This window comes from Rhizobium sp. SEMIA 4085 (genome assembly GCF_013004495.1).
GTDB classification, from domain to species: Bacteria; Pseudomonadota; Alphaproteobacteria; order Rhizobiales; family Rhizobiaceae; genus Rhizobium; species Rhizobium gallicum.
The window spans coordinates 1-12,583 of record NZ_JABEPH010000164.1 but is presented as its reverse complement, the minus strand read 5'-3'; the positions used below and the strand labels follow the sequence as shown (position 1 = coordinate 12,583).

Below are 12,583 nucleotides of genomic sequence, written 5' to 3'. Positions count from 1 at the left end.
GCCACCCGCAGCGCCTCGAAGGTACGGGTAATCAGTTCAGGGCGGCACTGAACCAGGACCTGCAGCGAAACGTCGTCCGCCACATTTCCTTCCTCGATGCACCAGCGCGCAAAGTCGAAGTCCGTTTGCGAGGCGGAGGGAAAGCCGATCTCGATTTCCTTGAAGCCCATGTCGAGCAGCAGCTGAAACATGCGAGCCTTGCGGTCATGGCCCATCGGGTCCACCAACGCCTGATTGCCGTCGCGAAGGTCGACAGAGCACCAGACCGGAGCCTTGCTGATCGTCTTCGTGGGCCAGGTGCGGTCGGGAATGTTCACCTGCGGGTACGGGCGGTATTTCACACCTGCGGATTGCATGCCTTTTGCGGGATTTTGCGTCTTCGCGTCCATTGTCTTCTTCCTCGTCCCGGCAATTTGCCCCGCGTCTTAGCCCATCGTGGCGGGCTTGGCGACAGCAAATGCGGACCTTGTTGGTCTATGTTGGAATTCAGGGAATTCGTCGCGAGGAGCGATAGGCCGGCGGGCTTTCGGCCGCCGGGCGCTCCTCAAAGGACCCGGCAACCGCGCGTAAGGCCGAGGAGAAGAAGCGACGTCAGGGCGCGCGTATTGTCACGCAGGGCAACGCGGCCGCGGACAATGGTGTCGGAAATCTTTGCGCCATTGGTCTTCATGCCTGCGCTTATAGCTGCCGAACAAAAAAACGGCAACCCCCCGCCTACTTTCTTGCCGCCTGAACGAAACGCGACAGCGCCAGCATCAACCCGCCGGCCACGAGCCCCCAGAACGCTCCGGAAATGCCGGCGAAGGAAACTCCCGATGCCGTCACCAGAAAGGCGATCGCCGCAGCCTCGCGCGATTCCGGCGCCTGAAAGGCGGCCATCGCCGATCCGGAGAAGGCGCCGACGAGGGCCAGCCCTGCGACTGCCTGAATCAGGATCGGCGGCGCCAAAGCCACAAAGGCTGTCACGACGCCGGCAAGCAGTCCGAACACCACATAGCCGGCGCCGGAGATCATCGCCGCCCAATAACGTCGCTGCGGATCTGCATGCGCGTCCTGCCCCGCACACATCGCAGCCGTGATCGCCGCCAGATTGACGGCATGGCCGCCGAAGGGCGCGGAAAGAACCGAAAAGAAGCCGGTGACGGCAAAGAGCGGCCCCGGCTTCGGATCATAAAGATTGACCTTCAGTACCGCGATGCCCGGAATGTTCTGCGATGCCATGGTGACGATGAAGAGCGGAAGCGCGACCGAAACGAGGCCCGCAAGATTGAACACCGGGCGGACGATCTCGATTGTCGGCACAAGCGACCGCCCGATCGAGGCCAGCGCTCCGTCCGGAATGTCGATGCCGAATGTCAGCACCAGCGCGAAGACGCCGAGGGCGGCGGGCACTGCCCAGAGCCGCCTGAAGGCGCCGACGACGATCCAGGCGAGAATGATGGGCAGCCCGAGTAGCGGATTAAAGGCGATCGCCTTTACCGGCGCGAAGCAGAGGCCGAGCAGCACGCCGGCAAGCATGGCATTGGCAAGTGGCGCCGGGATCGCGGCGACCGCGCGGCCAAGCGGCTTGAAGAGGCCGGCGACGACGATCAGCACCGCGCAGATCAAAAAGGCACCGACGGCGGCATCGAACCCACCCTCGATCGCGCCGGTGCTCGCAAGAAGTGCTGCGCCCGGCGTCGACCAGGCAATGCTGACGGGAAGCCGTGTTACCGCGCTCAGCACGATGCCGCAGATGCCCATCGAGATCGACAGCGCCATAAGCCCCGAGGCCGCCTGCCCATCCGTTGCGCCCACTGCCTGCAATCCTTGCAGCACGACGGCAAAGGAACTGGCAAAGCCGACAAAGGCTGTGAGGACGCCCATGAACAGGGCCTGGACGGAAAAGTCTTTGAGCATGGCGCGTCTCGGATGACTGGAAAAGTTGCATGGAGCCCCATTGAATGGAGTCGCGCAAGTCCAGATGCCCGCCTTATGGTTTTCTCAGCGAGAAGTTGCTCGTGAGGGAGATGTGGCGGCCGGCCGAGCCGGGCGATCCTTGAGTTCGGTGCAAACACCAGCTGCTTACCAAGAAAAAGGGGCAACGCTTGCCGCGCCGCCCCCTCATTCGAGCCTTCAGCCCGCCTCCTCCCCACCGGGGCGAAGAGAAATCAGATCTCGCTCTGCGACGTTACGATCCGCGAAACCAGGCCGTAAGCCTTGGCTTCCTCTGCCGAAAGCCAGTAGTCGCGGTCAGTGTCGGCGGCGATCTTCTCGATCGACTGGCCAGTGGCGGCCGCCATGATCTTGTTCAGACGCTCGTTCATCTTGATGATCTCGCGTGCCTGGATCTCGATGTCGGAGGCCATGCCGCGCGTGCCGCCGGACGGCTGGTGCAGCAGGAAGCGAGTGTTCGGCAGGCAAAGACGCCGTTCCTTCGGTACCGCGACGTAAATCAGTGCGCCGGCCGAGGCGACCCAGCCGGTGCCGATCATCCAGACCTTTGGCTTGATGAATTTGACCATGTCATGGATGGAATCGCCGGATTCGACGTGACCACCGGGCGAACTGACATAGATACGAATGTCCTCGTCGCTAGCTGCAGCAAGCGCAACGAGCTGCGAGCAGACCTTCTGGGCGATTTCCTGGTTGATCGGCCCGTAGATGAAGATCGAACGCGACTTGAAAAGATTCGCCTCCGTTTCCTTGCCGAGCGGCAGCTCCTTCGTCTTGTCGTCGTCTTGTTCTTCGTCGTTCATTCGAACCTCTCTTACTTCCAAATCGGGTTCCTCGCACATAGTGCGACTCAATGGGTAAAACAATGCGGTAAAAAGACAAGGCACGGAACGGGTGAAGATATTCTTATGACAAACCGGCGATATGCTCGCATTCTGCCTGGGAGCTCGAAAGCGGAGGCGAAAATGACATCGGAAATGCTGCGCGCGGCTGTCCGCAACAATGCGCTCTGGTGCAATTCCGTCTGTCAGGCACAAGGCGTGCCCGGCGAATTTTCCGCAACCCTGTGGCTTCACCGCCAGGGCACGCCGCCCTTTTATCCGGACGTCATAACGCTGACGGGTGCTGGCAGCGCGCGCGAGCAGGAGGAAGCGATAGCTGTGCTGATCCGCTCGCGAAAAGGCGGCTGGGGCGTCAAGGACAGCTACGCGGCGCTCACCCTTACTCCTCTCGGTTTCGAAATCTTGTTCGAGGCCGAATGGATCGGCATCGAGGCGGTTGAGATTCATGCGCCGAAAGAGCAGTCCCTGACATGGAAGCGGATCACAACGGCGGTTGAACTCGAGCTTTGGGGAAGAGCCTGGGGCGCCGGCGAACCGCCGCAGACAACGCCGATCTTCGCTGAACCTTTGCTGCGCAATGCGGATATCGCCTTTCTTGCCGCCTTCGAGAGCGAAGCGCTCTGCGGCGGCGGCATTCTCAATCGCCAGTCGCATGTGGTCGGCCACTCGAATGTCTTTGCCATCAAAAAGAGAGACCGCGCCATACGCGCCGGGCTGGTGCAGAAGGCGGCCGAGATTTTCCCCGGCATGCCGATCGTCGGCTACGAACACGGCGATGATTTGAGCGATGCGCTGGAGCTTGGCTTTACGTCGCTCGGCCCACTGCGCGTCTGGGGCAGTCCTGAGCGCCTTACCGAAATGTAACGCGCCGCGGCTTTGAAAAGCCGAAATCCGTTCCTACCTCATCCTCAGGCGGCCATGTCCGCACGAAAGACACAAGGAAACAGCTATGTCACCGGAAGAACGCCAACTGCTGGCCGGCCTCTTCGACAGGATCCGCACCGCCGCCGCGACACCGCGCGAGCGCGAAGCGGAGGCCTTCATCGAAAAGGGCGTACGCGAGCAGCCCTATACGACCTATTATCTGGCGCAGGCCGTCATCGTTCAGGAAAAGGGTCTTGAAGCGGCCGCCAACCACATCAAGGAACTGGAAGAGCGCATCCGCCAGCTCGAGGCCGGCGAAAGCCAACATCACCAGGCCGAACAGGGCGGCGGTTTTTTGAGCTCGATCTTCGGCACCGGCCAGGCGCAGCAGCCGGCACCGACCTCGGATCCCTGGGGCAATGCGCCGCGCCAGACCATCCATCAGGATCGCGGTTACGACGAACCCGTCCGCCCGATGCAACAGCAGCCGAGCGGCCCGTGGAACCCGCAACCCGGCGCGCCGTCGGCTGGCGGCAGCTTCCTTCGCGGCGCGCTCGGCACGGCTGCCGGCGTGGCAGGCGGCATGCTGCTTGCCAATTCGTTGAGCGGCATCTTCGGCAATCATATGTCGTCGCTCGGCTGGGGCTCGCCTTTTTCCGGCAGCAATCCAGGCAATGCCGGCGCCCCCGCCGAGGAGACCGTCAACAACAACTACTATGGCGATCAGAACCCTCAGGTTGCCGATGACAACAACAACAATGACATCCGGCAGGCCGACTACAGCAGCGACGACAACAATGATGACGACGTCGCTGGCGATCAGTCCGGCGACGACAGTTTCGATGTCTGATGATCGGCCTGAGCCTCAGCCGCGGCCGCGATAGGTCCCGACACCCTGGTCGGGCAGCCACACGCCTTCCGGCGGCTTGCCTGTCTGCCAGAAGACGTCGATCGGAATACCGCCGCGCGGATACCAATAGGCGCCGATCCGTAGCCACTTCGGATCGAGCAGTTCGACGATCCGCTTGGCGATATAGATCGAGCAATCCTCATGGAAGGCGCCGTGATTGCGGAAAGAATGCAGGAAGAGCTTCAGCGACTTCGACTCCACCAGCCATTCGTTCGGAATGTAATCGATAACGATATGGGCGAAATCCGGCTGGCCGGTCATCGGGCAGAGCGAGGTGAATTCCGGCGCGGTGAAGCGCACCACGTAGTCGGTGCCCGCATGGTTCGACGGCACCTTCTCCAGCACCGCCTCTTCCGGCGACTTTGCTGTTTCGGTCTCTTTTCCCAGCATCGACAGGCTGGAAACATCGGTTTTCGGCATTAGACGTCCTTTACGACTTTGACGCGGATTCCATGGGCCCTTTCGCCCTCCGGCTCGACGTGAATGGCGATGCTGGCGCCCGGATGCACCGCGCGGATGGCATCTTCAAGGCAGTCGCAGATATCGTGCGCCTGCCTTACCGGCATTGCGGCCGGAACCACAAGATGAAAATCGACGAAGGTGACAGACCCCGCCCGGCGGGTCTTCAGGTCGTGAACGCCGATCGAGCCCGCCGCATGCGTGGCGATCGCCTGCTTGATCGCCTCCTCTTCCTCCGGTTCCACCGCCTGGTCCATCAGCCCACCGATCGAATGCGAGATCACCTTCCAGCCCTGATAGAGGATGTTGACGGCAACCAGGATTGCAAGCACCGGGTCGAAGATCGGATAGCCGGTCGCGATCGCCAGAAGCAGGCCGATCAGCACGCCGACGGAGGTCACGACGTCCGACATGATATGCTGGCCGTCGGCGGCGAGCGCCGCCGAGCGGTGTTTCCGGCCAGTCCGGATCAGCAGCTGCGCCCAGACGGCGTTGATCACGCCCGCGGCGAAATTGATCGCGAGGCCGAGCGCAGGGGCGTCAAGCATGCGCGGCGCCGCCAGATGGCCGATCGCCTCCTTGACGATCAAAAGCGCGGCGACCACGATGAGCGCGCCTTCGGTCACCGCCGAGAGATACTCGGCCTTGTGGTGCCCGAACGGATGATCGTGATCAGCCGGCTTCTGCGCGTAGCGAATGACGAAATAGGCAATGAAGGCGGCAACGACATTGACGGTCGACTCAAGACCGTCCGAAAGCAGCGCGACGGAGCCGGTGACCCACCACGCTGCCATCTTCAGTCCCATGACACCAAGCGACAGCGGAATGCCCCAAAGCGCCAGCCGCCGAACCGCGAGATTGCCTTGTCCGTCCATATCGATCACCCTGCCAGCCTCGGTGCGGATGCGAATGAATTGCAGCATCTGGCCCATTCAAACGCAAAACCGCCCGCGCGAAAATCGCGCAGGCGGCCAATGCGGGGGATATGGGGGATTATCGGTATTTTGTCAAACTGGGAGGCCCGCGGTGTTGATTGACGAATATTGCATAACGCGTTATATAACTGGTGATTGATTGGGGAGATTTCCTGTGGTTGACGATGTCGTGCGAACCCTCGGTTTCCTGTGCATGGGCAGCCGTTTCCGCCGCATCGGGGAGCGTCTGCAGGCCGATACCCAGCAGATCATCGAAGAATACGGCATCGCCATACAGGCTGCCCAGTATCCCTTTCTCGCAGCACTCGATCGCGCCGGCCCCTTGACGATCGGCGAGCTTGCGCAGGCGGTCGGCATCACGCAGCCGGGCGCCACGCGGACAGTAAGCCAGTTGCTGGAATTGGGCTTGGTCGACATGCAGGCAGCACCTGACGACCAGCGGCGGCGGTTGATCTCGCTCTCCCGGAAGGGACAGGAACTCGTCGACTACTCGAAACAATCGGTGTGGCCGCGGATTTCGGCGGCAGTCGCCGATCTTTGTGGCGATCTGAACGGGCCGATCCTCGCGCAGCTCGCCGCCATCGAGGACCGTCTTGCCGAAGCTGCCCTCGTCCGCCGCGCCGCGAAGGAGGAAACGACATGAGACATATTCTCGACCGTCCGATCTGGAGCGCGCTCGACACCGCGCATGCGAGCCTCGCCGAAGGCAACGAGAGAGCCCGGCGATACCCGCCGTCCATCGTTCCTTTCGCAGCCTCGGCTGATGAGACGCCGGAAAGTCTCGAGGCATTGGAAAACCTCGCGGAAGCCGACGAAACGATGCTGCTTGTCGAAGCCGGCCCGATCGCCATTCCACGCGGGTTGGCTGCTGTTTCCGAGGCTTTAGCCGTCCAGATGATCGCCGAACGGCCGCATGAGAGGATCACGGATTCACGCATACAGCCGCTGAGCGAGGCCGACGCCGAGGAGATGCTGGCACTTGCGACCTTGACCAGGCCCGGTCCATTCACGCGGCGGGCGCAGAGCCTCGGCACCTTCTGGGGGATCAAGGCTGAAGGCAGGCTCATCGCCATGGCCGGCCAGCGGCTGCGGCAGACCGGCTTTGCGGAACTCAGCGGGCTTTGCACGCATCCGCAATTCCAGCGGCGCGGGCTTGGAACGTTGCTCTTTCGTTTTGTCGCCGGCGAGATCGCCGCCCGGGGCGAAACGGCGTATCTGCATGCCTATGCGAACAATACGCCGGCAATCGGCCTCTATGGGTCGCTCGGCTTCAGGCTGCGGTCCGACATGAACCTGCGCGTCGTCAAACGCCGAGCATAAACGGCCGATCCAACAGCGAAGCGGCCGAAGTGCGGGCGTTCGCTCAAGCCGCCTTCGTCTTCGCCCTGCGCGCCAGATGCGCCACCACGTTCTCGATCATCCGCATGCCGGCGTCGCCGCCGAGCGTCATGATTGATTCCGGGTGGAACTGGACGGCGGCGATCGGCTCCTTCGCATGCTCGATGCCCATGATCGTGCCATCCTCGCTTTCCGCCGTGATGATGAAATCGCGCGGCAGGGTCGAGGGATCGGCGAAGATCGAGTGATAGCGGCCGACCGTCACCTCTCTCGCGAGGCCCGAGAAGACGATACCCGGCTCCAGCACCCGGATGCGCGACGGCTTGCCGTGCATCGGCAGCGCCAGATGGCGCAACTCGCCGCCATAGGCTTCGGCGAGCGCCTGCAGGCCGAGGCAGACGCCGAAGATCGGCAGGTTGCGGGCGCGCGCCCTCTTGATCGTCGCCTTGCAATCGAAATCCTTCGGATTGCCAGGTCCCGGCGACAAGACGACGAGGTCCGGGTTCAGCCGGTCGAAAATCTCCTCAGGCACCGGCGTGCGCACGGTCGAAACCGTCGCTCCGGTCTGACGGAAGTAATTGGCCAGGGTGTGGACGAAGCTGTCTTCATGGTCGATCAAGAGGATGTTGACGCCCTTGCCGACGGCGGCAACGTCGCGCTGGATCTTGCCGGCGTTGCCGGTCTTGGCATCGCGGATGGCAGAAAGCATAGCGGAGGCCTTCAGTTCGGTTTCGGCTTCTTCTTCATGCGGGTCGGAATCGTTGAGAAGGGTCGCCCCTGCCCTGACTTCAGCGATGCCGTCCTTGATGCGCACGGTGCGCAACGTCAGCCCGGTGTTCATGTCACCGTTGAAGCCGACCATGCCGATCGCCCCACCATACCACGCGCGCGGGCTCTTCTCACGGCTTTCGATGAAGCGCATTGCCCAGAGCTTCGGCGCACCGGTGACGGTGACGGCCCAGGCATGCGACAGGAAGCCGTCGAAGGCATCCATGTCATCACGCAAACGCCCCTCGATATGGTCGACGGTGTGGATGAGGCGCGAATACATCTCGATCTGCCGGCGGCCGATGACCTTGACCGAACCCGGCTCGCAGACGCGGCTCTTGTCGTTGCGGTCGACGTCCGAGCACATCGTCAGCTCGGATTCGTCCTTCTTGGAGTTGAGCAGCTTCAGTATCTGTTCGCTGTCGGCGATCGGGTCATCGCCGCGCTTGATCGTGCCGGAGATCGGGCAGGTCTCGATGCGGCGGCCCGAAACGCGCACGAACATTTCCGGCGAGGCGCCGACCAGATATTCCTGGTTTCCGAGGTTGATGAAGAAAGAATAGGGCGACGGGTTGATCGCCTTCAATCGCTTGGAAATATCCGAAGGCTTGCTGTCGCAGCGCTCCATGAATTTCTGTCCCGGAACGACCTCGAAGAGATCGCCCTTGCGGAAGCTTTCCTTCGCCTTGACGACGAGTTCGGCATATTCGCCCGGCCGATGGTCGCTCTTCGGCGGAATGGCGTCCGTCTGCTTGAAGGGCTCGGGCGCGATTTCGCCCTTCTTGCCCTCGGTCGTCTGGCCGTCTTTGGCGAAATCATAGCGGTCGATCCAGGCCTTGGCGGAATAGTTGTCGACGACAAGGATTTCGTCCGGCAGGTAGAGCACCATGTCGCGCTGATCGGTAGGGCGCGTGAGCTTCAGGTTGATCGCATCGAACTGGAAGGCGAGATCGTAGCCGAAGGCGCCATATAGGCCGAGGCTGGCGTCCGCCTGCGAATAGAAGAGGTCGGTGACCGCGCGCAGAACGGTGAAGACTGTCGGCATCTTCGAGCGTTCTTCTTCGGTGAAAACGCGATCGGGCATCTTCACCTTGAGATCGAGGCGGCGCGCGGTGGCAGCACCAAGCTCCAGCTCGGCAACGGTCTTCAGCCGCTCCGTCACGAAGCCGAGCAGCACTTCGCCGCGCTCGTTATAAGCTTCGATCCAGAGGTCGCGCCCGAAAGAGGAGATGCCGAGCGGCGGATCGACGACGGCCGTGTCCCAGCGCGTGTAACGACCCGGATATTCGTAGTTGGAGGAAAAGACCGCGCCGCGACGCTCATCGAGCTTGTCGACATAGGAGACCACGGCATCGGCATAGGGGATCGCCCTGCGCTGCCGGGTAACGGTGACCCCGCCCCTCGTCTCGTAGATTTCCGCACCATCGTCCCTGAGGATCGCGCCCCTTTTTCCACTCCGTTATCGGGGCCCGGACGACACGCGGCCTTAAAGACAAAAAAAGCCGCCTCGAAGTCTCGGGCGGCTCACTCGTCGTCTTTGAACACGATTGGTCGAGGCCGCCTCAGCGAGCCCACCACCAAACAGCAATGTTCAACGACGTCTTCATGGGAGGATTGTTAGCGTGAGATGGGGGCAAGCGCAAGAGTGGTTTTAAGCGGGGTTGCTTTCGCCGGCTGGCACCAGTTGAAGCGAACCCGCTAAGTCGGACTACCAATCGAGCTGCTTGCTCAAAGTGATCTTGAACGTGCGCCCCTTGGCGTAATCGTTAGACGTGTTTTCCCGATAGTATTGATCGAAGAGATTGTTGACGCTGGCCTGGACCTGCCATCCCTGCATCTCACCGCTCTGCGGTCTCCAGGAGGCGAAGATATCCACGGTCGTCCAATCAGGCGCCGGCACGACGAGATGGTTGGGCGTGGAACCGGAGGAAGCAGCCGTTCCGCGGACGCTGTTCTGCGCCTCGAAGGCATGCGTTACGCGGGTGCCGTATTCGATGTCACGCTCGGGAAGCCGGCCGCCCAAGGTGAAGGCGATCTTGTGGGCCGGCACGGTCGGCAGCGGCTTGTTGTAGTTCACCCCATCGCTGCGATCCTGGCCCTGCGTGCCGGTATAGGCAAGCCTGGCGAAGGCGTAGTCCGATTCGTACGCCCCTTCGACCTCGACGCCATAGATGCGGGCCTTGCCGACATTGTAGAAATAGGAGGACGCGCCCGTGCCCGTCGTAGCGATGAGATTCTCCAGGTCATTGTAGAAGGCGGTCGTCTTGAAACTGATGTTGTCGCCCGCCTGGAATATGTCATCCCGTGTTGCTGTAAAGCCGACTTCATAGTTGTTGGACTTTTCCTTCTTGAGGTCCAGGCTTGTTCCCTTGCTCCAGGTGTAGAGCTCATCCAACGTCGGCAGACGTTCCGTGTGGGCAATCGATCCAAAAACGCCGAATTCGTCGGTGAGCTTGTAATGCGCGGCAAGCTTGGGCGAGAAAGCCTGATCGTTAACGTCGACGGCATTGCTGAAAGTCGCCGTGGAATCGCCGGGCTTTCTCCAGACGAAGTCGCCGCGAACGCCGCCGATGATGGTCAGCCGCTCGTCATAGACGAATTCGTTCTGCACGAAGAGTCCGACCTTGTTGTCCGTGCCCTCGGGATGTGTGGCGATCGCACCGGGCGTCGGGCTGGTCGCAAGCGGCGAATCCGCGGTGCGGTCCTGATGGCTCAGTTGGGTGCCGTAGGTTAGGTAGTTGACCCAGCTCTCGCCGGAGAACTCGGACGTATTCTGGAGTTTGGCCTGCCATGTCCGGTAGCCGTAATCGGCGTCGATGATGTTCGAGAAACCGCCGAGAGTTCCATCGCTCTGGTCGACCGAAGTATCAGAGAATGAGAGACTGGCCTTGAGGTCGAGCCACGGATTGTCGCTGACGGGATTTTCGTAGCTCAGTACCGCGGTATCATCGACTACATGGCGGTCGACAGTACCGAATGCGGCCTGTGTGCCGGTCTGTGCATAGTCCTGGTCGTTCGCATCGCTGTCCCAATGCTGATAGGACAAGCGCACCGTCTGCTCGTCGCCATCGCCGAAATGGAAGGTCCCTTTGGCAAGTCCTGACCACGACTGGAAGTCGGAGCCCGACAGGTCGGTGCCGTCTCCCAACTCGAATTGGCTGGACCCACGCTTGTTCAGCATGGCGAGGAATTCGGCGCCTTCGTTGAAGCGGTGCGCGAAAATAGACGAGCCGAGGTAGCCGTTGCCATTTGTTTCATAGCTGCTCTTGAGCCTGAGAGCATTGTCATAACCCTCCTGCAGAAAGTCGGAAGCATCCTTGGTGGTGAAGTTGATGACGCCGCCGAGGGCACCGGCGCCGTAAAGCGTTGAAGAGGCCGGCCCGCGCAGCACCTCCACGGACTTGTAGAGTTCAGGGTCCGAGAAGAACGATCCCATCCGGTACTGTTCGTAGAATTTCTGGGCTCCGTCCACATTCACCACGATGCGCGAGCCGTCGGCGGAATCCTCGGTGGAGCCGATGCCGCGGATATTGAACGCCTCGCCGAAGACACGGTCGCTGCCGGCAATGGAGACGCCAGGCACATCCTTGAAGATATCGCCGATCGTTTCAGCCTGGAGGTCATCGATATCCTTTTGGTCGAGAACGGTAACGGCCTGCGGCGTATCGATGGCGATCTTGCGCTGCCCCGCACCGACGACGATCTTTTTAAGCGGCGTTACGCGATCCGTCTTTTGGGAAGCCGCCTCCTCTTCCTGGCTTTGCGAATACGCCGGGAACCCAGCGCCAAAGACGAACAGAGCAGTGCAAGCCAAAAGAATGGCGCGCGAATTGCGAACAATCATTAAACCAACCCTCTAGGATGAATAGCTACCGGGCTGGCTGGTCGGTGCGCGTCAGGCGCTCGAGGGGCTGGCTAGGCTTTTCGGATTTGCGGCGGGACCCAACATTCCGCCTACTTTCTGCCGCATAAAAAACATGAGTTTAGTTGTCAATATTAACGCTCGATTTATCTTGAATTAAACTATCAAGTTTTAAGGATGTCCCATGACGTTGCGAAATTGCAACGAAATCCGCCCTCGTGCGTTGCCCCTTTTCCATCGGCAGACATGGACGGTTGAAGCTTGAAGAACATCGCAATTGCAGCGGTCACCGCAACCCTGATTATCCTCACTGGCGCAAGCCTCCCAGACAAAGGTCCCATCCCGCACAAAAAGCCGCAGATTGCCGGCGAAGCCGAAACACCAGCAGAAACGGCGCCAACCCCCGAACCGAGGCCATCAACCGTTAACGATGCACAGAGCACGCCCGCCCCTCAAAACGAGACGCCTTCGGAGGCGGCAAAGCCGCAGGACAAGAAGCCGGAGAAGTTCGGCCCGCCGGCGCCCGGCACGTTGGAAGCTCAGAACCTGACCATCGAAGCGGAAAGCGACGCCGATCACTCGGAATGCGTGAGGCAATTGCAGGCGCTTGGCGCCGGCTTCACGGATATACCGCGAATCGAGAACGGCCACGGCTGGGGCCGCGACAAGC

General features: G+C 61.2%; 11 protein-coding genes and 2 pseudogenes. 5 read left to right on the top strand and 8 right to left on the bottom strand.

The annotated features are described in order from the left end of the window. From C9413_RS17290 to C9413_RS17280, 4 genes and pseudogenes are all read right to left on the bottom strand, one after another. A pseudogene (locus C9413_RS17290) lies at window positions 1–389 on the bottom strand (2-isopropylmalate synthase); the annotation flags it as partial. A gap of 155 nt (window positions 390–544) precedes the next feature. After that, window positions 545–670: a hypothetical protein gene (locus C9413_RS34235; protein ID WP_267285061.1), complete on the bottom strand. Its 126-nt coding sequence runs from the start codon at window positions 668–670 to the stop codon at window positions 545–547. A 44-nt stretch (window positions 671–714) separates the two neighbouring features. Beyond that, window positions 715–1,899: a benzoate/H(+) symporter BenE family transporter gene (locus tag C9413_RS17285; RefSeq protein ID WP_039845506.1), complete on the bottom strand. Its 1,185-nt coding sequence runs from the start codon at window positions 1,897–1,899 to the stop codon at window positions 715–717. A 251-nt stretch (window positions 1,900–2,150) separates the two neighbouring features. Beyond that, entirely contained in the window at window positions 2,151–2,738 is a 588-nt protein-coding gene (locus tag C9413_RS17280) for an ATP-dependent Clp protease proteolytic subunit (protein WP_039845507.1), read from the bottom strand. A 162-nt stretch (window positions 2,739–2,900) separates the two neighbouring features. On the opposite strand from C9413_RS17280, the gene C9413_RS17275 reads away from it, so the two are divergent. Next, complete coding sequence (locus C9413_RS17275) at window positions 2,901–3,641, top strand: hypothetical protein (protein WP_170250678.1); 741 nt, start codon at window positions 2,901–2,903, stop codon at window positions 3,639–3,641. 85 nt (window positions 3,642–3,726) lie between these two features. Further along, window positions 3,727–4,491, top strand: a complete 765-nt coding sequence (locus C9413_RS17270) for a DUF2076 domain-containing protein (RefSeq protein WP_039845508.1) — start codon at window positions 3,727–3,729, stop codon at window positions 4,489–4,491. A gap of 15 nt (window positions 4,492–4,506) precedes the next feature. Here C9413_RS17270 and queF read toward each other — a convergent pair whose 3' ends face one another. Beyond that, entirely contained in the window at window positions 4,507–4,971 is a 465-nt protein-coding gene (gene queF / locus C9413_RS17265; RefSeq protein ID WP_039845509.1) for a preQ(1) synthase, read from the bottom strand. Next, complete coding sequence (gene emfA / locus C9413_RS17260) at window positions 4,971–5,885, bottom strand: CDF family cation efflux transporter EmfA (protein WP_039846856.1); 915 nt, start codon at window positions 5,883–5,885, stop codon at window positions 4,971–4,973. Before emfA ends, queF begins: the two co-directional genes overlap by 1 nt. Before the next feature lie 214 nt (window positions 5,886–6,099). Between emfA and C9413_RS17255 the strand changes: the two genes are divergently transcribed. Beyond that, entirely contained in the window at window positions 6,100–6,588 is a 489-nt protein-coding gene (locus C9413_RS17255) for a MarR family transcriptional regulator (protein WP_039845510.1), read from the top strand. Then, window positions 6,585–7,265: a GNAT family N-acetyltransferase gene (locus C9413_RS17250; protein WP_039845511.1), complete on the top strand. Its 681-nt coding sequence runs from the start codon at window positions 6,585–6,587 to the stop codon at window positions 7,263–7,265. Before C9413_RS17255 ends, C9413_RS17250 begins: the two co-directional genes overlap by 4 nt. A gap of 43 nt (window positions 7,266–7,308) precedes the next feature. Here C9413_RS17250 and C9413_RS17245 read toward each other — a convergent pair whose 3' ends face one another. Together C9413_RS17245 and C9413_RS17240 are read right to left on the bottom strand one after the other, a co-directional pair. Beyond that, a complete protein-coding gene (locus C9413_RS17245; RefSeq protein WP_170250679.1) occupies window positions 7,309–9,489 on the bottom strand; it encodes an anthranilate synthase in 2,181 nt (726 codons plus the stop codon). Window positions 9,490–9,759: 270 nt separating this feature from the next. Continuing rightward, window positions 9,760–11,895, bottom strand: coding sequence for a TonB-dependent receptor (locus C9413_RS17240; protein ID WP_039845513.1), 2,136 nt, complete (start codon window positions 11,893–11,895; stop codon window positions 9,760–9,762). 279 nt (window positions 11,896–12,174) lie between these two features. Between C9413_RS17240 and C9413_RS17235 the strand changes: the two are divergent. Continuing rightward, window positions 12,175–12,583, top strand: a pseudogene (locus C9413_RS17235) (extensin); the annotation flags it as partial.